This is a genomic window from Apilactobacillus sp., from assembly GCF_025290035.1.
Taxonomy (GTDB): domain Bacteria; phylum Bacillota; class Bacilli; order Lactobacillales; family Lactobacillaceae; genus Apilactobacillus.
Genome location: NZ_JAMBKT010000012.1, coordinates 1 through 24,265, shown reverse-complemented (window position 1 = coordinate 24,265; position 24,265 = coordinate 1). Strand labels below are relative to the sequence as shown.

The following is a 24,265-nucleotide window of genomic DNA, read 5'->3' as shown; positions in this document are numbered from 1 at the left end:
TAGAAGAGTAAATTAAGGTCATTTCAGAGAGCTATCGATGGTGAGAAGATAGTATGTAAATTAATTTATAAATGGTCTATGAGATATCAGCTATGTGAATGGCTGCGGAGTGATTAACGTTAACTAATTAATCGTAATTTATGCGATAAGCGGATAACTAATATAGTTATCAAACAAGGTGGTACCGCGCTCAGGCGTCCTGTTGAATCTATTCAATAGGACGTCTTTTTTATTAGGAGGTGACGAGATGGTCCAAACAAATATTATTACGTTAAAAGCAGTCAACAAGATTTTTTCTGAAGATGAAAATGCCAATCAAGTATTATCCGGGGTCGATTTAAAGATTCCAACCTGCAGCATCTTCGGGATTGTCGGTTACTCAGGAGCGGGGAAATCGACGTTGATTCGTTGTATCAATGGATTAGAAACCCCAACTTCTGGAACCGTTCATTATCAAGATACAGTAGTTAATCAATTAAACGCCAAACAATTAATTCAACTTCGTGGCGAAATCAGTATGATTTTCCAACAATTTAATTTGATGCCACAAAGAACCATCGCCCAAAATGTGGCATTGCCAATCAAGTACAAACATTTAGATAAGCAAGTCATTAACGATAAGGTCGACAAATTGTTAGACCTAGTTGGTTTAAAGGATAAAAAGAATGATTATCCATCATCACTATCTGGTGGGCAAAAACAAAGAGTCGCCATCGCCAGAGCATTGATAAATGATCCGAAAGTATTGCTTTGTGATGAAGCGACTAGTGCGCTAGACCCAGAAACTACCGATTCAATTTTAGCGATTTTAAAAGATCTAAACACAAAGCTCAAAATCACTGTCGTAATCGTGACTCATGAAATGAAGGTGATTGAACAGGTTTGTGATCAAATCGCTGTCCTAGATAACGGTAAAATCGTCGAACAAGGGGATGTCTACGATGTCTTCGCTCATCCGAGTCAACCAATCACTAAGCGTTTTGTCGATACTACCACTAATCTAAAAATTGATAAGGCAATGTATGACGCATGGCGCCTACCAACTAACAGTTTGTTAGTTCGAGTTACATACAATAATGAAAATACAATTGATCCAGTGATTTCAAATGTTGCTCGCAAGTTTAACGTTGATATCAGTATTTTATTAGCTGATATCAAACTAATTCAAAATAAATTAATTGGTGGTCTGATTATCTCAATTGAAGGATATGAAGACGACATCAAAAATGCATATGAAGATTTCATTCATAACGATGGGGTCTTAGTGGAGGTGATTGACGATGTTGAATAACTATTTTCCAAACGTAGCGCAAAATTGGCAGGCGTTTACCCAATCGATTCAAGAAACGGTTGAGATGGTGATTCTTTCCGGATTAATCGCATTTATTGTCAGTATTTTTCTCGCTATTATTATGATTATCACCAAACGCGGCGGGATTAAGGAAAACTTCATCTGCTTTAATATCTTTGATAAATTAATTAACCTCTTCCGAAGTATTCCATTCATCATCCTAATCGTCGCCTTGATTCCACTTACTACTTTGATTTCAGGCACTGCGATTGGAGTAAGCGGAACTATCTTCCCACTAGTAGTTGGGATTACACCATTTTTCGCTCGTCAAATTGAATCGGCGTTAAATGATATTGATCCAGGCTTGATTGAAACCGGGAAAGCAATTGGGCTTACCAACTGGCAAATCGTTCGCGGGATTTATTTACACGAAGGCATCGTCAGCATTACCCGCATGACCACCACTACCATTGTTAGCTTGATTGGTTTAACCGCAATCGTCGGCGTTGTCGGCGGAGGTGGTTTAGGAAACTTCGCCATCCAATATGGTTACCAACAAAACCAATTCGACGTCACACTTGCATGTATCATCGTTTTATTAATTCTAGTCACAATCGTGCAAATCATCGGTACTTTAATTGCCGACATTTTAACCCGTTAAGGAGGGTTTTATTATGAGTAAACCAGTAAATAGTAAAAATAAAAAAGTGCGTATCCTGTCATTGGCAGTTGTCGCAGTATTAGTCATTATCGTCGGCTTTTTCATCGCTTCCGGAAACAGTAAGAAAGAAAATACCGCAGATAAAAAAGTGGTTACCGTTGGGGTACTAGGTAGTACCGATGTTCCGATTTGGAAACAAGTGAATAAAGAACTAGCCAGCAAACACATCTACGTTTACTTAAAAGTCTTCAGTGATGGTGAAGCGCTAAATCAATCCACCAACAGTGGTCAAATTGATATTAACTCATTCCAACACTATGCATTCCTAAATCAAGAAATTACCCAAAAGAAGTACAATCTAAAGGAAATCGGAAACACTTATATCCAACCTTTAAACATCTACTCTAAGAAAATTAAGAGTGTCAAAGATCTTAAAGAAGGCGACAAGATTGCGATTCCCAATAACCCAACTAACGCCGGTCGTGCTTTGAAGGTCTTAGAAAAGGCGGGCTTAATCAAGACTAACCCAGCCAAAGGTTACTCACCAACTTTAACTGATATTATTTCTAACCCTAAGAAGTTAGACATTATCGAAGTGGACCCAGCTGCCATCATTAAATTATTACCTGATTTCGCCGCTGGAGTCACTAACTCAAACTACGTTCAAGCTAACCACTTAAACCCAGCTAAGGATGCGATTTATGCGATTGCTCCAGATGTAAACGATTCTTACAACCAACCATGGATTAACATCTTGGTAACTAAGAGTTCAGAAGCTGATAACGCCACTTACAAGGAGGTGGTAAAAGCGTACCATTCTAAAGCGGTTTACAACTTGATCAAGGACAAATATAAAGGTGTCGATGTCCCTGCATTTAAATAAAAATTAACGATTACGTTTTTGAAAGGAAGAATTTATTATGACAAAAGTAAAAACAAAAGTAGAAAGTTTCACACTAGACCACACTGCTGTTAAGGCTCCATATGTACGTTTAATCACCGAAGAAAAAGGTCCTAATGGCGACACTATCGCTAACTTCGATCTGCGTTTAGTTCAACCTAATGAAGAAGCAATCCCAACAGCCGGATTACATACCATTGAACATTTATTAGCCGGTTTATTACGTGACCGTCTAGATGGTGTCATTGACTGTTCACCATTTGGTTGCCGTACTGGTTTTCATTTGATTACTTGGGGTAACCCTGGTAACGAAAATGTTGCTCGTGCGCTAAAGGATTCACTTCGTGCCATCAGAGATGACATCGAATGGGAAGACGTTCAAGGAACCACTGCTGAAAGCTGTGGTAACTACCGTGACCATTCACTATTCTCAGCTAAAGAATGGTGCAAGACCATCTTAGATGAACAAATCAGTACTGAACCATACGAACGTAAAACAATTTAATTATTAATTGGAGGTGGAAATATGAGGGTGTTAAATGATATTTGGCTCAAAATCATTTTATTGCTTCTTTTCTGGATTGGTTACTTTGCATTAATTAGATGGGCCTATATTGGTAAGCACCATATTTTCCATCACGTTAAAGATAAAAAGAAATCAACCATCTAAGTGCTATGTACGAAAAAACGTCGAGAAATTTTTTCTCGGCGTTTTTTAGATTTTAAAATCATCAAAATTTAAGTTTAATTCTTCTTGATGGGCAGTATCTTTTTGGCCATCTTCTAAATAATTTTGGTCTTTGCCATGAAGATAACCATTAATTAATTGATAAACTTCGTAGCGATCGCGTTGGTCTAAAGTATGATTACCAAAAGTTAGTTCATTTTCAGCCATTAAGGTTGCACCCAAATTGACGTGTTCAATCGAAGTGCGCCCAGTTAAATAATCCATACTTACATTAAAGTATAGCGCAAGTTTTTTAATTTCAACATATGAAGGTGAACGAATGCCACGTTCCCAATTACCAATTTGAGAAGGTGTGTTTTTGTGTTCATCTTCTGGAAATTTTTCGTTTAAATTATTTGCAAGTTGATTCATGCTGATATTTTGCCCTTTGCGGAGGGCTCTTAATCGAATTGGAAACATTTCTAACACCTCTATGGTTATTATAACTGAAAATTAGATAAATAGTTCGCTAGTTGCTTTTTAATTCCCGACAATCTATACTCAAATTAGCAAGTATGGAGAAGGAGAAGCACCTTGAAGAACAAACTTAAGGGTTTAATTATAACTTTAGTAGTTTTAATTTCACTAACTGTGATTGGTTTAATTGGGGCGGGAATGTATTTTTATAACGTCGCTGTGGTTCCATCACATAAATCGTTTTTAAGCAATGAAAAAGTCAAACCAGATTCACCACTATACGAGGGAACCAAGTGGTATCAACAAGTGAAGAAGATTAAGTGGACGCAAGAATCAGTCGGTGGTCATTTAAAGTTAGTTGCCAACTATATTCCAGCAACTCATCAAACTAACAAGACAATTGTAATCGCTCATGGGTACATGGGTAATAAGGAAAAAATGGCGCCATACGCCTACATTTTCCATCAACTAGGCTATAACGTCTTAACACCAGACGACCGTGGTCAAGGTCAAAGTGAGGGTAATTACGTCGGTTATGGTTGGCCGGATCGCCTCGATTACATTAGATGGATGAAGAAAGTCATCGAGTATAATGGGGAAGATTCGCAAGTCGTCATGTTTGGGGTCAGCATGGGTGGTGCCACTACCATGATGGTTTCTGGTGAAAAGTCAGTACCGCGTCAAGTTAAGGCCTTTATTGAAGACTGTGGTTACACCAGCGTTGCTGACGAAATCAATTACGAAGCGGGGCAACTTTATCATATGCCAGCCTTTCCAAAGTGGCCATTAGTACCAATCTTAAGTGGGATTACCCATCTTCGTGCGGGCTACAGTATGTATGAAGCTTCTTCGCTAGATCAAGTGAAGAAGAATCATCGTCCAATGTTATTCATTCATGGGGGTAAAGATACCTTCGTACCAACCAAAATGGTTTATCCATTATATAATGCCACCAAAGGTCCTAAAGAATTATTAGTAGTTAAAAACGCTGCGCATGCCGCTTCTTATCAAACCAATCCAAAGTTGTACGTTAAAACAATCAAAGGATTTTTAAATCAATATTTTAGATAAAAACCAAGGCGATTAATCCAATTTAGTCGTCTTTTTTGTTTTTTTTGATGACTTTCGGTGTAACAATTTGTCCTGAAAATGTTATTATAGATATATGTATAAAAAATCCTAAAACATACATTATAACAATCATAAAAAATATTTAAAAATCAGAAAGGAGGGCGCTTTTTGATTGAAATTATGACCGTCTTATTCCTAATTATCGGAGTAGTTATCGGTATTTGGTCCAGCAATATGCGTTTTAAAATGCAAATTCAAGATGCCAAAAAGAAAGCTCAAGCTCATTTAGCATCAATTAAACAAGATGCGGAAATGAAGTCACGACAAATCATTTCAGATGATAAAGAAGACATTGTGCAATACCAAGAAATTGCCAATGATGAAATTCAATCACAAAAAGAAGAAAATGAAACGCGTGAACAACGTTTAGATCAACATGAAAAGTACTTAGAACAAATGAAGACTCGTTTGACCAAGTACACTGATGATCTAAATGAACGAGCTAATGAACAAAAGAAGATTCAAGATGAAATTGATGACATTTTGCACCAAGCTGAAGATATTCATGAACAACGTGAATTAACATTGCAATCTATTAGTCACATCGATAAGAACTCAGCTCGTCAAACTGTTTTGAGCAACACCGAAAACCAACTTCGTCGAGAAAAAGACATAGAAGTTAAATATAACTTATCAGAAAGCAAAGTCGCTGCGAATAAGATTGCTAACGACTTAGTCATCGAAGCGATTCAAAGTGGTCCGCGTGATGAACCTCGAAGCCACATTGAACGCAATATTAATTTACCTAGTAATGAAATTAAAGCGAAGTTAGTTGGTAAAGATGAACAACATATTCGCTTAATTCAAACCTTAACGGGAACGGATTTAATCTTTGATGAAGATTATCCATTGTTACTACACATTGTGACCCATGATCCGGTCAGAAGAGAAATCGTACGCACCACTATCGAAAGTCTCGTTATCTCTCGTCATTTTACTAACAGTAATATTGAGTATTTGGTGAATACAACTACCCAAAAGGTAAACGCTGCATTGCGTGAAACTGGTGAAACTGTTGTTCATTCACTGCATGTTGGTAGAATGCACCCTGATTTAATGAAAATTATTGGGAAGCTGAAGTTTAGAACCAGTTATGGTCAAAACGTTCTTTACCATTCGATTGAAAGTGCGCAATTAGCGGGCGCATTAGCTGCGGAATTAGGTTTAAACACCCAATTAGCTAAGCGTGCAGGACTATTGCATGATATCGGAAAAGCAATTGACCATGAAGTTGGTGGAACTCACGTTGAGTTAGGGGCGAAACTAACTCGTGCCTTCAATGAAAATGAAGTCGTGGTTAACGCAATTGAATCTCATCACGGTGATGTTGAACCAACTGATCCAATTTCAATTCTAGTTGCGACTGCTGATGCGATTTCTGGAGCACGTCCAGGAGCACGTAGCGAATCGATTGAAGAATATGTAACTCGTTTACGTAATCTGGAAAGCATTGCTAATCAACATGATGGTGTTCGTGATAGTTATGCTATTCAAGCCGGTCGTGAAATTCGAATTATCGTTAACCCAGAAATGTTGGATGACGATAAGAGTAAGTCTTTAACCAAGCATGTTAAAGATCAAATCCAAGACGAATTAACTTACCCTGGTAAGATTAAGGTTACTACCATCCGTGAACTAAAAGCAGTTCAATACGTTGGGAAGACCAAAAAACGCAATCATAACGCAATTAAAGAAGCATAGTAATTATAAATTAAAAGAGCATCCAATCATTGGATGCTCTTTTTTATGGTCGATAAATGACTTCAAAGTTATGATTGTTTTCAGCTTTGATAGTTTCGTGATGGTGAAGGTAATCGGCGATTAACTGACTCATCATGCGGTCATCTGATTTGATAATTTTATCTTGGTCAAACATTTGATAGTTACCACCACCAACGGCTCTATAAATATTTAAAACAATGTTTAATTCAACATCATCAGCGAGTGGTTGATCATGATATGTGAGGTTTTCAATGCGATGGCCAACTGGCTTGGCGACATTGATAGTGTAGTTGACACCTTCATACATGTCATAATTATAGTGTTTTAATTTTGGAAAAATATAATCACGGTTCACACATATTTGACCGTCTTGATAGTCAAAGTATTTGGCGCTAGTTTCCATCGCAGCTTTTAATTCAGCACCTGTGATTTTTAAAACGGCTAAGCTGTTAGGGTAAACGTAGTTGGTAATAATATTTCTCATGGTAATGGGGTTTTCAAATCCGTGCGCTTCATCGTTGAATAAGGCGGTTGCGGATAGGTCGACGCCCATGGTTTGCATTTGAATTTTTTGAATGAATTGAATAAAACTAGTTTTGTGTAAACGAGCGACAAAGGCGTCATCAAAGTCCATTTTTCCATCAATATGTGCCATTGGTTCATCTAACCAGACATCAATTGAAGTTTGAAGGTCATCTAATTGGTGGGCTAGCTCTTCATCAATTTTGTATCCGTTAGTCGCAATTAGTTCGGTTTCACTGTTGTCGACATAATACTTACCGTTTTCATCTTGTTGAACGTCCAATTCGATGTGCCCGATATATTCGCCACGGTGGCCGGGTTGGATAATGGGAACGCCTAATAGGTGTCCAGCAATCTTTCTGTGTTGGTGACCGGTAATAATCGCGTCAATATTGTCGACGTGTGCCAAAATGTCATAAGTTTCGTTTTCACCATTTAGGACTTCTGTTGGGACACCGTCTTCATCACGTTCGATTCCACCGTGATAAATGATCACGTTTAAGTCGGTTTGTTCGCTCATTTCAGGAATGTATTTATCGGCAGTGTCCTTAGCTGAAAGGAATGTTAGTCCGGCTAAATTCTCATTTTTCTCCCATTTAGTAGTTCCTTGTGTGGTTAGTCCCAAGAAACCAATTTTGATGCCATTGATTTCTTTAATTTCATAAGGGGCACCAAAAGGATGGTTACCGTCTTGATCAATGATGTTGGCACAAAGGAAGTGTCTGGATGATTCTTTAATTGTATTTTTTAGGTAATCTAATCCATAGTTGAATTCATGATTACCTAAAACGCCGAAATCATAGTTCATCGCGTTAAAGACATTACTGATTTGGGCAGGGGATGATTGATGCTTAATTTCTGCAATATAATACGCTAGTGCAGAACCTTCTAGAAAATCACCATTATCGATTGCAATAACGTTATCTAAGCGTTGGCGTAAGCTTTTAAACGCACTAGCACAGCGAAGCACGCCAAATGGCTTATCGTCGAATGACTTTACGTAGTTAGTAGGAAAGATAAAACCATGTGAATCACTAGTTTCTAAAAGATTTATTTTCATCGAAATCACCTCCAAAATTTATATCCATCGATTTATGTTGAGTTGTGTATATTCTATCACTTTTCCTTCAGTTAGAAATTAAGAAATGATTAAGGTTTTCTCATCTTAAGAAAAATTTAAATTGATTTATCTTCTATATGTGTTAGTATAATTACAGTTGTTCAGTTTACAAATAGTAAGCGAGAACACAAACCATAATTGTTTTTTACTAATACTTAAGCGATTAAGGGGTGATAAAATGTTGAATCTTTACGTTGCACCAAGTAGTGCATCAAGTCGTAAGGCTAGAGCATGGTTAAAAGCTCACGATATCTCATTTAGAGAAAGAAACATTAACTCGAACCCATTGAATGCGGATGAAGTAAAACAAATTTTACGTCTAACTGAAAATGGTAGTGAAGATATTATTTCAACTCGATCCAAGATTTTCAAGAAATTAGACATTGATTTTGATAGTTTATCATTATCAAAGCTAGTTAGTTTAGTGGTCAAATATCCCGACCTTATTAAACGCCCAATCGTGTTTGATGACAAGCGCTTGGAAGTTGGTTACAATGAGGAAGAAATTCGTCGTTTCTTACCACGTTCCATCCGTGAAACTGAACTAAAAGAATTAGAATCACAACTGGAAGCTTAATATTGTAAAGTGACGGCATTACTTGGTAATGTCGTTTTTTTGTCCACTTAGATAGGAGTACACCATGATTAAAATGATTGCGCTGGATTTAGATAATACCTTACTAAATTCCGACAAGAAAATAAGTACCGCTAATCAAGAAACTTTAAAAGTGCTACATGAACAAGGTATCGCTGTAGTTTTATGTACCGGAAGACCAGTGAATGCGGTCTGGCCATATGTTGAACAACTAGATTTATCAGGTCCTAACGACTACACAATTACCTTTAATGGTGGGATGGTTATTAAAAATGATGACCAATCAGTGTTAAACCAAAAGAGTTTATCCAAAGATGACTTCAGTTTAATTCATCAATTTGCATCTGACCACCAATTACCTTTGGATATCTTAGATTTCAAAAAAGTCTATGAATTAACCGACTTAGTTAAATCTACATATAAAGAAGTCTTAAATTCACCATTGGAATTTGAGCAAATCGATTTTACTGACTTACCAGAACAAGAATACAGCAAGTCCATTATGTCTGAACAGGTGGCGACATTAGATCAAGCGCGTGCGGATTTACCAGATGAAATTAAGAATAGTTATCAAATTGTCCGTTCACAGCCGAAAATCATGGAATTTCTGCCTGAAAACATGAGTAAGGCTTATGGACTAGAAATCTTATTACATCACTTAGAATTAGATTTTACGAACTTAATGGCATTTGGTGATGCTGAAAATGATCAAGAAATGCTAAAGGCAGCCCACATTGGAGTAGCGATGGGTAATGCTTCTGATGAAATCAAAGCGATTGCAGACGACGTGACTTTAGATCATGATGAAGATGGCGTTGCCGTATACCTTCATCATTACTTTAATATGTAAAATAAAAAGCTTACCATCGCGGTAAGCTTTTTTGTTATTTGTTGTTTGCAAATAGGTAGTTTAAGTATTCCATGAATGTCTTTAGGTAGCGTTTTTCATCTACTTGAATTGCAACGCTGGCACTTGGATTGGGGTCATCTAGCTTGGCAGTGTCTCCAGTAGTACGACCGTAGTTTAATTCACCAGTGTGAACTAATAAGTCGATGTCTAGAGTTTGGACAAAACTAGGGTCACAAGCGACCCCAACCGCAAGTGGATCGTGTAATGAACAACCACCTAATTCTGGGTACATTTCGTCATAAATATCGATATAGTAATCAACAATATCTGCGAATTTTTCACCGGCTACAGTACCTAAATCTCGCCATTGTTGAGTTTCTTTTTTGGTTAATAGAGTTCTTAAAGTAACATCTAGCCCCACCATAGTATCGTGTAATGGACTTCTGAATACTTCGTTTGCAGCAGTCGCATCTTGATTAATGTTTGCTTCAGCTGCGTCAGTAACGTTACCAGGAACAGTTAGCGCTCCACCCATTAAAGTCACATTACCAATTAGGTTCGCAATTTCAGGATCTTTGCGAAGTGCTAATGCTAGGTTGGTTAGTGGACCAGTAGGGATAATTGTTAAATCCTTACCGTATTTGTGAGCGGCTTCAATCATGAAATCGACACCGGACATGTCTTCCACTTGGCGACTTGATGCAGGAAGTTCGACTTCACCGACACCGTTTACCCCGTGAATATGGGCAGAGACATCCATTACTTCAAAACTATCAGTTTCTAGTGAATGAGGTACTCCTTCAAAAACAGGCACATTGGTAGCGCCTAATAAATCTAAAATTTGTAGAGAATTTTTCGCAGCTTGTTCAACTACCACGTTTCCGTATGAGTTAACAATCCCTACTAAGTCTGCGTTTGGAACAGCGACAGCGTATGCGATGGCCATTGCGTCATCGATACCAGTGTCTAAGTCCAAGATAATTTTTTGTTTTGCCATAATGAAAAACCCTCCCAATAATATTCCCCTCACGGATCTTCGTTGCGTCCGTGAACATTTTTCATTAACTCAATTATATGGACTTTTACCGTAAATTGAAAGGGGAATTCCGTAATTTGTTCATTAATCCAGGTAAAAAGACGAACAAATTACTTAAAAATTAGAAAAATATTAATAAAAAAGCACTCATTTCATGGAAATGAGTGCTTAGTTTTAATCTCTAAATAAGAATTCTGCAATGGTCTTATCTAAAGTAGGATTTTCATGCAACATTGAATGTTCAGCAGAAATTGGATCAGATTGGTATAAGTAGAAAGTGTAGCTCTTAACGTATGGTTTAACTAATTTACCCATTGGTTTAACAATATCAACAGCTTCTTCACCATCGGTACCGAAGTTGTAAATTTCACCAGCAATATTGAAGACCTTCAAATTGCGAGGTAAGTTTTTAACACGTTTATCTTTTGGATCGTAATCATTGGCGATACTTACGAATTTGTTAATCTTTGGTGCATCCTTTTGATTAGGATTTCTTACCATGTATTCATAAGCGATTTGACCACCTGATGAGTGCCCTAAGAAGTTTACTGATTTAATGTGATAAGTCTTATATAGGTAAGTCATCACATTTCTCATTTGCTTAGCTTGCTTGATTGGATGAGTATTGTCTTCAAAAATTAATTGAACTAATGGATTGTCAGCGGTAATCTTCTTTACATATTTTTTCATGGTAGTGACTTTACCATTACTTGAAATATGGATACGAAGCGCACGCTTAGCAATTCCATGATCGTTAAATTGATTGATGAAGTCATCGGTAGAAACAGCGTTACCACCGTATCCAGGGATGAAAATAGTTGCCGTTCTGGTCTTTTCCACTTGAAGACCATTTAGAACGCGTCCTCTAAAAATCCAGGCGGTAGTAGTAAACAGGGCGATTGCTTCAATTAGCAAGATAATCCCAATGATAATTTTTCTGCGTTTGCTGTGCATAATTGTTCTTCCTTTGCTAAAGTATAATTATAAGATATATGATATATTAAATAACACCGAAATAAAAGGAGTTAAATAAAATGACAGACGAAATTTATGATATTACGATTATTGGAGGCGGCCCCGTGGGAATGTTTGCCGGTTTTTATGCTGGCATGCGGACCGCCAAGTTCCAAATAATCGAAAGTCTATCTGAATTAGGTGGTCAGGTAAATGCATTATATCCAGAAAAGACATTGCTAGATATTCCAGCATACCCGGCCATTAAAGGGCGTGAACTAGTTGCTAACTTAAAAGCACAACTAGCTTCTATGGACGGCGATATTAAGTTAAACCAAACCGTCATCAATGTCGAAAAAGACGACAACGCCTTTAAGATTACCACAAATCAGGAAATAACTAAAACAAAATCCATCATTATCGCAGTCGGCAATGGGGCGTTTAATCCCCGTCAATTAAGCGCTGATGGTGTTGAAACTATTTCTGATGACCAACTGGTTTATACTGCTAACGACATCGAAAGCTTTCGTGACAAAGTCGTATTAGTTGCCGGTGGTGGGGATTCAGCAATTGATCAAGCGTTAATGCTAAATGACATCGCTAAAAAAGTGTACTTATTACACCGTCGCAATGAATTCCGTGGTCTTGAACACATGGTAGAAGTCCTAAAACAATCCAGCGTTGAATTAGTGACCCCATACTTGATTAAATCACTGGTCAATACCGATGACGGTCAAGTTCGTGTTCATGCTAAAAAAATGAAAACTGATGACGAATTCATCGATTTAGATGTTGATAAAATTTTGGTAAACTACGGTTTCATCTCCAATAATAAGGATATGCAAGGATGGGCGGTTGAGATTGAAGAAGAAAAGCATGCCACAAAGGTTAATAATACTTTAGAAACTAACATTCATAACATTTATGCAGTTGGTGACCAAGCCAAATATGATGGTAAACAAACCATCATCGCAACAGGTTTTGGCGAAGTTCCCATCACCGTCAATGCGATTATGAATGATTTATATCCAGGTAACCATGCACCGGTGCATAGTACTCAATTATCTGACTAAAAAATAATAACACCCTATTTAGGGGTGTTATTTTTTTTAACAGATTTTTGTAATGAGTGGACCTCAGCGGTTAAAGCTTCAATTTGTTTGCTTAATTGATCAATCTTATCATCGGTTACATCCTTGTCACCATGAGTGAAAAAGTCAGTAATCGTTGAGGTCAACAAACCAATAAAACCAATTCCACCAAACATTAGAAAGGCGGCAATTAGTTTTCCACCAGCGGTTTGTGGTGAAATATCACCGTATCCGACGGTCGTCGCAGTGGTGATGGCCCACCAAAGCGAAGTTGATAGATTATGTTGTTCAAAGTGCGAGTAAATTAAAGCACTAAAGATTAAGATAACGATACTGATGGAAAATAAGTAAATGAATCCAGTATCATAAATGAAACGGTGAATCCCACCGGTAACTTTACCGTCCCAACCAAACTTCCAAAATAAGTTATAGTGACGGACAATCCGAATTACGCGGTATAAACGGAAAATCACGAAGATGGGGTGGGCTGGAATTAAAGAGATTAAGTCCAGCGATGTTTCTAATAGAAATTGTTTATGATTTTTAGCTAAACAAAATCCAGTTATGTAATCTAGAATGTAGAAAATCCAAATTGCATAGTACACAGTTCCGATGAAACCGTGGTAAATATTGATCACGCCTAAGTAATCTAAGCCGACTAGAGCGACTGAGAAGACGGCGATGAAGATAATAAATATGCTGTAAATTAATTCAATTGTTTTATTTTTAAATTGTTTCATGCTTTCAACTCACTTTATCTCATTATCCAATTATGATTATTTTACCTTTAAAAAACCTTAAAGCAAATAAAAAAACGGACAAAAATTTGTCCGTTTTGAATTTTAATCGTCAGAATTTTTATTACTAATACGTGATGAGCCACCCGTATGGTTGACTTCAGGGGCATCAGTTTTGTATAGGTTTTCCGTTGATTTTTTCTTTAATTTATCATACAAACTAGTTGATTTCTTGCCTAATTCGGTTTCGGCTCCCAGTTCTTTTTGGAACCCATTTTGATAGTTGTAATCTTTGGGATTAACCGGGTTGAACCCTTTGGGAGTGTAGAAACGAAGTAAGTTTTGTTCATTTAGTTCGTCAGAATAAGATAGTTCAGTATTGACGCGTGCTTGCATCTTGTTAAATATTTTTCTTTGATGTGGGGTTGCGTTAATTACTTTACCAGTCTTATTACTGTAGATGGTGCCAGAAATTGAAGTGTATTTGGTGCTGACCCAATCACGATTTCTAAATGCAACGACCGTGTCATGCTTTTTAGAGAATAGATCGGTTCCAAATTGAATGTATTTTTTGGTGTTAACCCCTAGTAAATGAAGAAGAGTAGGTAAAACATCAATTTCACCACCATAGGTGTTATCGATGTAACCAGACTTCATGCCTGGAATATTAAACATTAACGGCACTCTTTGTAACTGGGCGTTATCAAAGTTATTCCAATCATTTGGATTCTTGTCCAATGCCTTGGCTAAGTTGACGTTTTCAGAATTAGAAATTCCGTAGTGATCACCATACAACATGATAATTGAATTCTTCAATAGGCCGGCCTTTTGAAGGTAAGCATAGAATTCTTTGACCGCTTCGTCTAGATAATGCGCAGTCTTGAAGTAGTTATCAACATTGCTATCACCGGTGTTAGTAGTCTTGAAGCTTGAATCTTCGCTATCAATTGTGTATGGGAAGTGGTTAGTCACTGTGATGTATTTAACATAGAAAGGTTGTTGTAACCTTTGTAAGTATTTCACAGAATCTTTAAATAGTAATTTATCTTTTAGACCATAACCACTGGCTCTATCACCAGAAGTATCATAGTAACTAGCGTCAAAGAAGTATTGGTAACCCATGTTCTTATAAACATTATTACGGTTCCAAAAACTTGCAACATTACCATGAAAGACTGCAGAAGTGTACCCTTTTTCTTGTTTTAAGATTGAAGGAGCAGCTTGGAAGACATTATCACTACCAAATTGAGTGAACAGTGATCCCTGTGGCAAACCATAAGTACTAGTTTCTAACATGTTTTCAGCATCGGAAGTCTTTCCTTGTCCGACTTCATGGAAGAAGTTGCTAAATGCATAGGTTGACTTACTGTGGTAGAGACTGTTTAGAAACGGTGTGACTTCTTGACCATTAACTTTCTTATCAATCAAGAATTGTTGGAAACTTTCCAAGTGAATCACAATCACGTTTTTGCCTTTTTGCGATCCAAACAATTTGGCGTTTGGTGCCGCATAATGTTTATTAATAAATTTATGGACGTCATTCATTTCGGACTTAGTAGCCATCGCTCTTAAGTCGTTATTGTGTTGTTGTTTAATCCCATCATAAACAGTGAATGAATCTAGGCCTAAATATTTAACAATGTAGGTACGGTCAAAGGTTCTAGTTAGTAGTTGCGGACGTGCCATTTCGCCAAATGATAAATTGGCTGTAAATATTAAGATGGCGGTTGAAGTAATCGCAAAGGCACCTTTAAAACCCATTTTGTCTTTATCAATTCGAATCACGCGGAATAATAGTAGGACTAAGATTAAAACGATATCTAACCAATAGAAGACATCGTGGGGCATGGTTAACGCCAATGATGAACCACTTAATCCTTGGTTCACTTTGGAATAACCGGTCATGGTACTTACGGTCATGAAATCGGTAAATTCGCGGTAATAAATAACGTTTAAATATAGTAGTAAAGTGTTTAATCCATCAATTAATAAAATTATTGGATAGAATAACCGGCTTGATTTAATATACATTGCTAGTCCCAATAGGAATAAGGTGGTCGCAATCGGATTGAAGAAGGCGACGAAGTATTCGAATGGATTAGCTAATCCTAACTGAAAGTCAGTGAAATATGCATAGATTGTTTTAGCCCAAAATAGTCCCGCTAGTAAGCAGAAGAAGCCAAATCTAGTGGACAATTTGGTGCGGATATAGTTGATCGCTTTCAAAATGAAGAGCTCCTTTGATGTAATTCATATCTAATATTACCAGACAGTGAACAAAAAGGCATGTTTTTTATTAGAGTCAAAAAGAAAAAACACAATATATGCTTAACAAAAACTAACCCTTCACTATATATTGTTGCAAAAAATACAAAAAGTTGTAAAATAATATTAAATGGTAGGAGGTTGATGGCATTAATGGAAAATAAAGCTTATAAATTAAATATTCAATTAAGCGATGGTAAAATAATTGAATTTATGCCTGAAATGGTTCACAGTGATTTATCTGCGTTAACCAACAATCAAGAGATTATTCAACGTACAGAACGATTGATTCTTGTGCAATTGAGCTCATACACTATCATTAAGTTACGTGAACTTCAAATGATTATTTACAAAACATTAAATCAACTACGATATCATCAAATCGCATCCAAATATTATGATACAGAATTAAGTTAGGCAGATGACTGTCTAACTTTTTTTATTAGTGCTATGCTAAGTATACTTGTTTTAAAAGGGGATGAAGATTATTAAATTTAATCTATATGTAGTTAGACATGGACAAACCTACTTTAATATTTATAATCGTTTACAGGGATGGAGTAACTCACCTTTAACAGATAAAGGAATTGCAGGAGCAAAAGATACTGGAAAACGTTTATCAGATATTCATTTTGATGCTGCGTTTTGTAGTAACACCACACGTGCTATGGACACGGCTGCAATTGTATTAGGTGCTAACCAAGCTGATTCAGTTAAAGAACCAGTGGTTTCACCTAACTTGCGTGAAGAGTTTTACGGTTATTATGAAGGAAATGACATGGATCAAACTTGGTACGTGGCAGGAGCCCCTCATGGACTACCTACATTTAAAGATATCGTTAGTAAGTATTCTATTAATCAAGCTAAGGACTTTTTAAAAGAAGCCGATCCGTTTCATCAAGCAGAAAGTGGTGAAGAATATTGGAAACGTTGGGATAAGGGATTAGCTGAAATTAAATCATCACCTTTAATTAAAGATGGTTCCAATGTATTGTTAATTAGCCATGGTAATGCGGTCTTAAGTTTAGTTGAACGTTTTGGTGAAGGAAAGTATGATATTACAGAACGTCCAGCTAATGGAAGTGTGACCCAATTAACCATTTCAGATGAGAACATTCAGGTTACAAGTTATAATCAATAATATAATAGTAGATATAAAAAAGACGATTACAAAATGTAATCGTCTTTTTGGTTTTTAGAGAAATTATTAAGCGACGCGACCGTAACCTACGACGTGCCACCATGGTGTATGAATTTTTTCGCGAATAACTCCACGATTTTGAGCGTCAATCATCTTGCCGCCACCTATGTACATACCAACGTGGAAGATAGAACTCTTAGTAGCACCGAAGAATACTAGGTCACCTTTTTGTAAGTTAGAACGACTAACTTTAGTTGATGCGTTGTATTGTTCTTGTGCAGTTCTAGGTAAAGTAATACCTAATGAGTTTTTGTATATGTAACTTGTAAAACCAGAACAATCGAAACCACCATTACCACTAGCACCATATACATACGGAGTACCTAATTGTGCTTTCGCCACACTGTAAACAGTATCGAATTGTTGGATAGTATCAGCGTGCGCTGAGTTATTGTTACTACTTACTGCTGCCCCAGCAAAAAGTAGTGATGTAAAAGCCATAAAAGTTACGGCTGTTTTTGTGATAAACTTTTTCATTCTCTAAAAACCTCTCTTATATCTCTCTTTTTATCTCTATCTCAATTTATATTACTTATAATAAAGGACAAATGTTTCAAGAATGTAACAAAGCAATTTCAATCTAGTTAAAAAGGTGAAATCTTAATGTAATTTTCGCTATTTTGTTGTTTAATATTAATTTGTGATAATCAAAGTGATGAAAGGCACTGTAATTTATGGTAAATTTAAATTATCAAGATTACGGTGAAAGGAATCATATCATGGCTGCATATAAAAAATTTTTTCCGCAAAAAGTCGACTTAAATTTACTGATCTTCAAGATTGGTGAGGTAAGTAAAATGGTTAATGTTTCAACTAGACAACTGCGCTATTGGGAACAAAAGGGTTATATTGAATCCATTCGTGATGACAACTCAAGCTCACGAGTTTTTAATATGGAAAATTTGAATCGAGTTAGTTTAATGAAATATTACTTAGACGAAGGCTTCACGCTTAATGGAGCTTATAAAGCTGCGAACGAAAATATTAAAAAAGTGCGTAAAATCCGTGATTTTATGATGATTGCATTTCAAGACGTTGAAACAATTGATGGGAAACCGGCCATTAACTTGGGTTACTTTGATAAGGAAAAAGAGTCAATTTTATATGGGATTTTAAATACAGATGAAGATATCGAATATCGAGTGATTGAAAAGAAAGAAGAAAAGTAAATTATGAAAACACCAAAAGGAAATATCGTTAAACGCGTGATTATGGGACTATTTGTCTTTGTTATTTTAGCAGGTGGTTATAGCGTCGCTAAACAAGTGAGAAATAACATGCGTGAAAATGCGATTGAAAAAGCCGATAAGCAACGCATCATCAATGCACAAAAAGCTGATGCTAAACGTCGTCACGAATTTGCTGAAACTATTGCGAAACCAGCAATGCAGGTTTGGAAAAAAGAACACGTTGTGTTGCCAAGTATTGTGATTGCTCAAGCTATTCAAGAATCCAATTGGGGTCAATCTAAGTTGTATCAAAAAGCTTATAACATTTTTGGAGTTAAAGGAACTTATAAAGGACAATCAATTAGTTATTACACTGACGAATATGTCAGCAAGGATACTAAGGTGGCCAAAGGGGTCAAAGTGGTCATGGAAGGCGACAAGAAAAAGATCTCCATTCCAGCCACATTTAGAAAATACCCAAGTGTCTATGCTGCCGTGGAAAATCACAGTACAGTCGTAGCGCTTAACTTCATTAAAAAGAAGAACGTAACCAGTTACGAAGAACAAGCAGCAATGCTTCAAAAGAATGGTTACGCTACTGATCCGAATTACGCTAAATCGCTAATTGCATTGATTAAACAATATGATTTATCTAAGTACGATAAATAATTTTAAATAAATATTAAAATAGATAATAATGCTACATTTTTGAAAAACATTCAGCTATAATATGGATAAAAATAGTAGAGGAGACTTTAGGTGATACCATTATTAAGCAAGTTATATGGTCCGTTTTTTGATTTAAATAACTGGCATAACGTAATATTTTCAGAGGATGCATGGATAATTATTTTATCTTTAGTATTAATTGAATGTATCTTGTCAGTCGATAATGCAGTCGTGCTTGCAACTCAAGCCCAAGCATTGCCAACAAAAAAAGAACAAGAAGAATCATTATTTTATGGTTTATGGGGTTCTTATGTTTTTCGTTTCTTAATCATTGGATTGGGAGTCTTTTTAATCCATATTTGGGAAATTAAAGTAATTGGTGGATTATATTTATTCTACTTAGTTTTTGATCACTTCGCCCACTCGAATAAACCTAAGAAATCAATGTTTAAGCAAAGTAGTCAACAGTCTAATCGTAAACGCTTTTGGATGACAGTGGCTCAAATCGAATTTATGGACATTGTTTTCTCAGTTGATTCAGTCTTAGCTGCCTTAGCGATTTCTGAAAATCCAGTTATTGTTTTAATTGGTGGTTTAATCGGAATTCTATGTATGAGAGGAATTGCCGAAGTAATCATGCTTGTCATGAAGAAGATTCCAGAATTAAAGACGATGGCGTACGTTTTAATTGGTATAATTGCCTTAAAATTAATTCTATCAATTCCAATGATTGACATTGAAATCGAACCACTACATTTTGGTTTGATTGTTTTAATGGCATTCATCATTACATTTATCATCCATTTTATTCGTAAAGCAAAGAGGTAATTCAAATGGCTGTAACAATCACCAGAGAAAATCTGGCAGAACAAACAGATAACAAAATCACAGTGATTGATTTCTGGGCTCCTTGGTGTGGTCCATGTAAGATTATGGATCCTGTCTTAGAAGAAATGGAAAATCAATTTGGTGATCAAATTCACTTTGGTAAATTAAATGTTGATAACAACGAAGACATTGCCAAACAGTATAAGGTGATGGGACTACCTAGTATCGTCTTGTTTAAGAATGGTAAGGCGGTTGAAAAAGTCACTGGTATTTATCCCAAAGATAAAATGGCACATTACTTAAATAGAAAGCTAGCTGAAATGTAAATTTTAGTTGACGAAATTTTAAGGTAGTGCTAATCTTAGTTTAATCAAATAAAAGAAAACAATTATTCCAAATCAAGTAACGAGTTAACTGGGTGTCAGGAAGTCGGTGGTTGCTGCGAACCGATCAGGTTAATTTTGCTGAAATACATTGGATAGTGTCTACCCAAGAACGGTTTCTAGAGTCGTTATTTCTAGCAGAGTGAGTGACCACTACGTGTGGTTACTAATTTGGGTGGTACCACGGTCAAAAAATACAAATAATCGTCCCTGTTGTTTTTACAACAGGGACTTTTTTTATGGAAAGAAGTCGATAATATGCAACTAGCGAACTGCGGAGGTTTAATCCGATATTAAAATTTAACAACCAACTACATATTAAAAATTAGCGTATTAAAACTCAGGGGGAAATATTATGCAAGAAGAACAAAAAAGACCGTCTGTTTCACTTACAGAAGGAATCATGGTTTTAGTTATTATGATGGCAATTATGTCATTTGGCGTGATTGGATTAGGCATTTCACCAGAAGTACCAATTTTAGTGGGGATTATGTTATTGGTGTTTTGGGGTCGTTTTAAAGGATTTACTTGGGATGATATCGATGATGGGTTCGTTTCAGGGGTAAAAAATGGAATTGTGCCATTATTTATCTTCTTATTAATTGGTTCATTAATAGGTGTCTGGATTGCTTCTGGAGTTATTCCTACATTGATGGTGTTTGGTTTTCATTTGATTAACATTAACTGGTTTTTGCCATCAATTTTCTTGGTTTGTGCTTTAGTGGGTACATTTATTGGTAGTGCATTTACTGTTATTTCTACTTTAGGGATTGCCTTTATGGGAATTGGTATCACTATGGGAATGAACCCAGCCATGATTGCCGGGGCTGTTATCTCTGGTGCCGTTTTCGGAGACAAGTCATCACCACTATCAGCAACTGTTAACTTAGCTTCAGCTGTTTCTGGTGCCGAATTAATTGCCCATATTAAAAACTTGATGTGGTCAACCATTCCCGCTATGATTACTTCGTTTATTTTATTTGTCTTTTTAAACCACAGTGATGGTCGCGCTAGTTTAGCTAATGTTAATAATACTTTACATGCTTTGAATGATCATTTCCATATTTCATTCTTAGCGGTTATCCCAATTGTATTATTACTAGTTTGTGCATGGAGCCACATTCCAACGATTCCAACGTTATTCATTAACATCGTTGTTTCAATTGGTTTATTATTCATTCAAGATCGTCACATCGCTCTGATTAAGATTAATGATTTAATTACTAACGGTTTCGTATCACGCTCTGGGAATCGTTCAGTTGACATGTTATTATCTCGTGGTGGAATTAGTTCTATGATGGGAACAATTGCTTTAATTATGATTGCTTTAGCATTTGGTGGATTATTAATGCACTTAGGTATTATCGATGCAGTGATTCAACCACTTACTAAGCACTTAAACACTGATGCAAAATTGATTATCGCTGTTATTTGCACTGCAATAGGTGTTAACATCTTTGTTGGTGAACAATTCTTATCAGAGATTCTACCAGCCAACGCCTTTAAGAAAGTCTTTCATGAAGCTGGCTTAGCACCAGTTGCCTTGAGTAGAGCAATCGAAGATGGAGGAACTGTAATTAACTACTTGGTTCCATGGGGGGTTGCCGGAGCATTTATTTCAGCAACATTAGGAGTACCAGCTGCTCACTTTGCACCATTCCTATTCCTAAGTATCTTCTCACCAATCTTCTCAATCATCAGTGCGGTGACTGGAATTGCAATTAAGCACACTAATGATTAGCTAATAATTAACATAATTTAATTTTATTAATAAAACGTTAAAAAGCCTATCATAATAGCATTTATGATAGGCTTTTTTACATCATTTTTTATGTTACACAAGGGTCCAAATGAAACATGAAATCAGTTCACTTACTAAAAAAAGCAAAAAAATTTCACTTTTCTGATCAAAAACTACCTATATATTGTACGCGATTATTAAATTTGGAATGCTGAGTTAATAGTCATTGTGTTCAATTGTATTGCAGAAGATTACTAAAACATTACATTATTACGTACAGGCAACTATTTGTTACTTCTGTGTAATATATATGTAATATAAAGTCTATAGAATGACTCTTCGTTGTTAAAGTACAACATATCGCATTAATCATTTTTTTAATTTTTATGGGAGTGTTTAAGTATTAGATATAAATTTAATGTTTTATTTCTCGTAGCCGTAATCTCCTTTGTGGGATTAATTTCTATTTTCCGAGACGCTACTGTTCCTACAACTGCTAGTACAGTAGTGACCGTGAAGTCTGGCGATACATTTGCTAATTTGTCAGATAGATATAATGTTTTTATTTCTGTGTTAGAACGTGCCAACAACAAGTATAGTGATGACGATTTATTAGTTGGGGATCATTTAATTATTCCTGACAATAATAATGATGCAAAAGATGATAAATCATCTAAGCAACATTCATCCTCTAAGAAACAAAGTCAATCACTATTAGATTCACAAGAAGCTTGGAACGAAGCAAACGCAGAAGCTAAAGCTTGGATTTCATTCCATGAATCTACCGATTCATACACCGCGCAAAACGGTCGTTACTATGGTAGATATCAATTGGATACAGCATATTTAAATGGTGATTACTCACCAGCCAATCAAGAACGTGTAGCTGAACAATACGTTGCCGACCGTTATGGTTCATGGGTTAACGCTAAAGCGCACTGGGAAATTTTTAATTGGTATTAAGCAAAAAGACGTTGAAAGAATTCTCTTTCAACGTTTTTTTATTGTCTAAAACAGCATTTTAAAGTTATTTTAAGTCCCACGTAACGTAAGAAATCCTTTATTATCAACACTTTGAGTGGTTTTGATTGCAATTGATTACACCAAGACGACATTGTTACGAATCAAGCGAAACTTTTAACGTGGGTGAGAAGTCGGTGTAATGATACCCATGTAGTATAGATGACAGTTAATCAATTGGATTAACCCATTCGAGTTATAGATTTATATATAGGAGTGAAGATTTATCGTTACATTTAATTTGAAATCAATGTTATTCGCTACTGCTGCAGTAGCTGGTTTATTTATCGCAAGTGGTGCGACTGCCAACGCGGATCAAACTGCTAACAGTCAAACAAGTACTAACAATACTACTAACACAGCGGTACAAAAGGTGACCGTCCAAAGTGGTGACACCCTATGGGGATTATCACAAAAATACAACGTGTCTCTAGACTCATTAAGAAAGGCCAACGAACGTGTTGATACCGACTTAATTTATGTTGGTGAAAAACTATCATTGCCTAGTGATGCAAACGTGGCTTCACAAACGGAAGTTCAAAGTAGTACTGCTAGTGTTGCTAGCCAACCAGCAGCTCAAACTACTAACACAACCACTACTTACACTGGTAGCAATAGTGATGCTAAAGCTTGGATTGCCAACCGTGAATCAAGTGGTTCATACACTGCGCAAAATGGTCAATACTATGGTAAATACCAACTCAGTTCTTCAATGCTAAATGGTGATTATTCTGCTGCTAACCAGGAAAGAGTTGCTGATCAATACGTGGCATCTCGTTACGGTTCATGGGATAACGCCAAAGCATTCTGGCTACAACACGGTTGGTACTAAGAAGCAGCTCGCTTCATCCAATCAATATTTATATCTACCAAAAGACGCCTCTCATGGCGTCTTTTTTGCATCTTTGAAATTTCATCCTTGTATAATATTTTCAGTATGATATATTATAAACAACATAAAAAGAGATTCGCCTTTAAGAGTTGACCAGAGAGTCAGTCAAGGCCTTGCGTAGATTCCATACGCCATCAGTGTAATTATCAGACATTGAAGGACTTTTCTGACACGGTCAGGGAAGTCCTTTTTTATATCTAGATTCAATTAAGCAACTCCAGAGAGGGTGCATTGAAGAACGACGCAATCAGTCCATTTTCGAGCACCCACTCCATCGAGTTGGGTGCTTTTTTAGGAGGATGGATACATGCAAACACATTTTTTAGATTTAAATCATCAAAG

General features: G+C 36.4%; 26 protein-coding genes. 19 read left to right on the top strand and 7 right to left on the bottom strand.

The window, feature by feature from the left end; all coding sequences use genetic code 11:
* The first annotated feature begins 247 nt into the window (after positions 1-247).
* From M3005_RS04270 to M3005_RS04250, 5 genes are read left to right on the top strand one after another with little or no spacing between them, the layout of a single operon-like run.
* Positions 248-1,291, top strand: coding sequence for a methionine ABC transporter ATP-binding protein (locus M3005_RS04270; RefSeq protein ID WP_293793993.1), 1,044 nt, complete (start codon positions 248-250; stop codon positions 1,289-1,291).
* Positions 1,281-1,952, top strand: a complete 672-nt coding sequence (locus M3005_RS04265) for a methionine ABC transporter permease (protein ID WP_293793992.1) — start codon at positions 1,281-1,283, stop codon at positions 1,950-1,952. The genes M3005_RS04270 and M3005_RS04265 overlap by 11 nt, the downstream gene beginning before the upstream one ends.
* Positions 1,953-1,965: 13 nt before the next feature.
* Positions 1,966-2,835, top strand: a complete 870-nt coding sequence (locus M3005_RS04260; protein WP_293793990.1) for a MetQ/NlpA family ABC transporter substrate-binding protein — start codon at positions 1,966-1,968, stop codon at positions 2,833-2,835.
* A gap of 37 nt (positions 2,836-2,872) precedes the next feature.
* The gene (locus M3005_RS04255) at positions 2,873-3,358 is read left to right on the top strand and encodes an S-ribosylhomocysteine lyase (protein ID WP_053949571.1); all 486 of its coding nucleotides are present in this window, start codon (positions 2,873-2,875) and stop codon (positions 3,356-3,358) included.
* 21 nt (positions 3,359-3,379) lie between these two features.
* Complete coding sequence (locus M3005_RS04250; protein WP_293793987.1) at positions 3,380-3,523, top strand: hypothetical protein; 144 nt, start codon at positions 3,380-3,382, stop codon at positions 3,521-3,523.
* A 45-nt stretch (positions 3,524-3,568) separates the two neighbouring features.
* Here M3005_RS04250 and M3005_RS04245 read toward each other — a convergent pair whose 3' ends face one another.
* Entirely contained in the window at positions 3,569-4,000 is a 432-nt protein-coding gene (locus tag M3005_RS04245) for a helix-turn-helix domain-containing protein (RefSeq protein WP_293793984.1), read from the bottom strand.
* A gap of 114 nt (positions 4,001-4,114) precedes the next feature.
* Between M3005_RS04245 and M3005_RS04240 the strand changes: the two genes are divergently transcribed.
* A complete protein-coding gene (locus tag M3005_RS04240; RefSeq protein ID WP_293793983.1) occupies positions 4,115-5,068 on the top strand; it encodes an alpha/beta hydrolase in 954 nt (317 codons plus the stop codon).
* A 168-nt stretch (positions 5,069-5,236) separates the two neighbouring features.
* Positions 5,237-6,829, top strand: coding sequence for a ribonuclease Y (gene rny, locus M3005_RS04235; RefSeq protein ID WP_293793980.1), 1,593 nt, complete (start codon positions 5,237-5,239; stop codon positions 6,827-6,829).
* A 43-nt stretch (positions 6,830-6,872) separates the two neighbouring features.
* On the opposite strand, the gene M3005_RS04230 is transcribed toward rny, so the two are convergent.
* Positions 6,873-8,432, bottom strand: a complete 1,560-nt coding sequence (locus tag M3005_RS04230) for a bifunctional metallophosphatase/5'-nucleotidase (protein WP_293793977.1) — start codon at positions 8,430-8,432, stop codon at positions 6,873-6,875.
* A gap of 238 nt (positions 8,433-8,670) precedes the next feature.
* On the opposite strand from M3005_RS04230, the gene spx reads away from it, so the two are divergent.
* Positions 8,671-9,069, top strand: a complete 399-nt coding sequence (gene spx / locus M3005_RS04225) for a transcriptional regulator Spx (RefSeq protein WP_053949575.1) — start codon at positions 8,671-8,673, stop codon at positions 9,067-9,069.
* A 64-nt stretch (positions 9,070-9,133) separates the two neighbouring features.
* The gene (locus tag M3005_RS04220; RefSeq protein ID WP_293793975.1) at positions 9,134-9,937 is read left to right on the top strand and encodes a Cof-type HAD-IIB family hydrolase; all 804 of its coding nucleotides are present in this window, start codon (positions 9,134-9,136) and stop codon (positions 9,935-9,937) included.
* A gap of 34 nt (positions 9,938-9,971) precedes the next feature.
* On the opposite strand, the gene M3005_RS04215 is transcribed toward M3005_RS04220, so the two are convergent.
* Both M3005_RS04215 and M3005_RS04210 read right to left on the bottom strand, forming a co-directional pair.
* A complete protein-coding gene (locus tag M3005_RS04215; protein WP_293793972.1) occupies positions 9,972-10,934 on the bottom strand; it encodes a nucleoside hydrolase in 963 nt (320 codons plus the stop codon).
* 213 nt (positions 10,935-11,147) lie between these two features.
* Entirely contained in the window at positions 11,148-11,927 is a 780-nt protein-coding gene (locus M3005_RS04210; RefSeq protein ID WP_293793969.1) for an alpha/beta hydrolase, read from the bottom strand.
* An 80-nt stretch (positions 11,928-12,007) separates the two neighbouring features.
* Here M3005_RS04210 and M3005_RS04205 point away from each other — a divergent pair, with 80 nt between their 5' ends.
* Positions 12,008-13,000 carry an NAD(P)/FAD-dependent oxidoreductase gene (locus M3005_RS04205; protein ID WP_293793966.1) on the top strand — a complete coding sequence of 331 codons (993 nt, stop codon included), beginning with the start codon at positions 12,008-12,010 and terminating at the stop codon, positions 12,998-13,000.
* Between the two features lie 14 nt (positions 13,001-13,014).
* On the opposite strand, the gene M3005_RS04200 is transcribed toward M3005_RS04205, so the two are convergent.
* Complete coding sequence (locus tag M3005_RS04200) at positions 13,015-13,758, bottom strand: potassium channel family protein (RefSeq protein ID WP_293793963.1); 744 nt, start codon at positions 13,756-13,758, stop codon at positions 13,015-13,017.
* Between the two features lie 102 nt (positions 13,759-13,860).
* Positions 13,861-15,981, bottom strand: coding sequence for an LTA synthase family protein (locus M3005_RS04195; protein WP_293793960.1), 2,121 nt, complete (start codon positions 15,979-15,981; stop codon positions 13,861-13,863).
* A 192-nt stretch (positions 15,982-16,173) separates the two neighbouring features.
* On the opposite strand from M3005_RS04195, the gene M3005_RS04190 reads away from it, so the two are divergent.
* On the top strand, positions 16,174-16,437 hold the full coding sequence (locus tag M3005_RS04190) for a hypothetical protein (RefSeq protein WP_293793957.1): 264 nt from the start codon (positions 16,174-16,176) through the stop codon (positions 16,435-16,437).
* Positions 16,438-16,504: 67 nt separating this feature from the next.
* A complete protein-coding gene (locus tag M3005_RS04185) occupies positions 16,505-17,161 on the top strand; it encodes a histidine phosphatase family protein (RefSeq protein ID WP_293794001.1) in 657 nt (218 codons plus the stop codon).
* A 66-nt stretch (positions 17,162-17,227) separates the two neighbouring features.
* Here the strand turns inward: M3005_RS04185 and M3005_RS04180 are convergent, their stop codons facing one another.
* Positions 17,228-17,698: a C40 family peptidase gene (locus tag M3005_RS04180; RefSeq protein ID WP_293793954.1), complete on the bottom strand. Its 471-nt coding sequence runs from the start codon at positions 17,696-17,698 to the stop codon at positions 17,228-17,230.
* Between the two features lie 242 nt (positions 17,699-17,940).
* Here M3005_RS04180 and M3005_RS04175 point away from each other — a divergent pair, with 242 nt between their 5' ends.
* The 7 genes from M3005_RS04175 to apf all read left to right on the top strand — a co-directional run bounded on the left by M3005_RS04175 (position 17,941) and on the right by apf (position 23,863).
* Positions 17,941-18,390 carry a MerR family transcriptional regulator gene (locus M3005_RS04175; RefSeq protein ID WP_293793952.1) on the top strand — a complete coding sequence of 150 codons (450 nt, stop codon included), beginning with the start codon at positions 17,941-17,943 and terminating at the stop codon, positions 18,388-18,390.
* Between the two features lie 3 nt (positions 18,391-18,393).
* Entirely contained in the window at positions 18,394-19,059 is a 666-nt protein-coding gene (locus M3005_RS04170; protein WP_293793949.1) for a glycoside hydrolase family 73 protein, read from the top strand.
* 93 nt (positions 19,060-19,152) lie between these two features.
* Positions 19,153-19,887 (top strand): DUF475 domain-containing protein, encoded by a 735-nt coding sequence (locus M3005_RS04165; protein ID WP_293793999.1) that lies wholly within the window; start codon positions 19,153-19,155, stop codon positions 19,885-19,887.
* Between the two features lie 5 nt (positions 19,888-19,892).
* The gene (trxA, locus tag M3005_RS04160) at positions 19,893-20,213 is read left to right on the top strand and encodes a thioredoxin (protein ID WP_293793946.1); all 321 of its coding nucleotides are present in this window, start codon (positions 19,893-19,895) and stop codon (positions 20,211-20,213) included.
* Positions 20,214-20,625: 412 nt separating this feature from the next.
* The gene (gene nhaC, locus M3005_RS04155; protein ID WP_293793944.1) at positions 20,626-22,011 is read left to right on the top strand and encodes a Na+/H+ antiporter NhaC; all 1,386 of its coding nucleotides are present in this window, start codon (positions 20,626-20,628) and stop codon (positions 22,009-22,011) included.
* 450 nt (positions 22,012-22,461) lie between these two features.
* On the top strand, positions 22,462-22,974 hold the full coding sequence (locus M3005_RS04150; RefSeq protein WP_293793943.1) for a LysM peptidoglycan-binding domain-containing protein: 513 nt from the start codon (positions 22,462-22,464) through the stop codon (positions 22,972-22,974).
* 307 nt (positions 22,975-23,281) lie between these two features.
* On the top strand, positions 23,282-23,863 hold the full coding sequence (gene apf, locus M3005_RS04145) for an aggregation-promoting factor (RefSeq protein WP_293793998.1): 582 nt from the start codon (positions 23,282-23,284) through the stop codon (positions 23,861-23,863).
* The last annotated feature ends 402 nt before the right edge of the window (positions 23,864-24,265 follow it).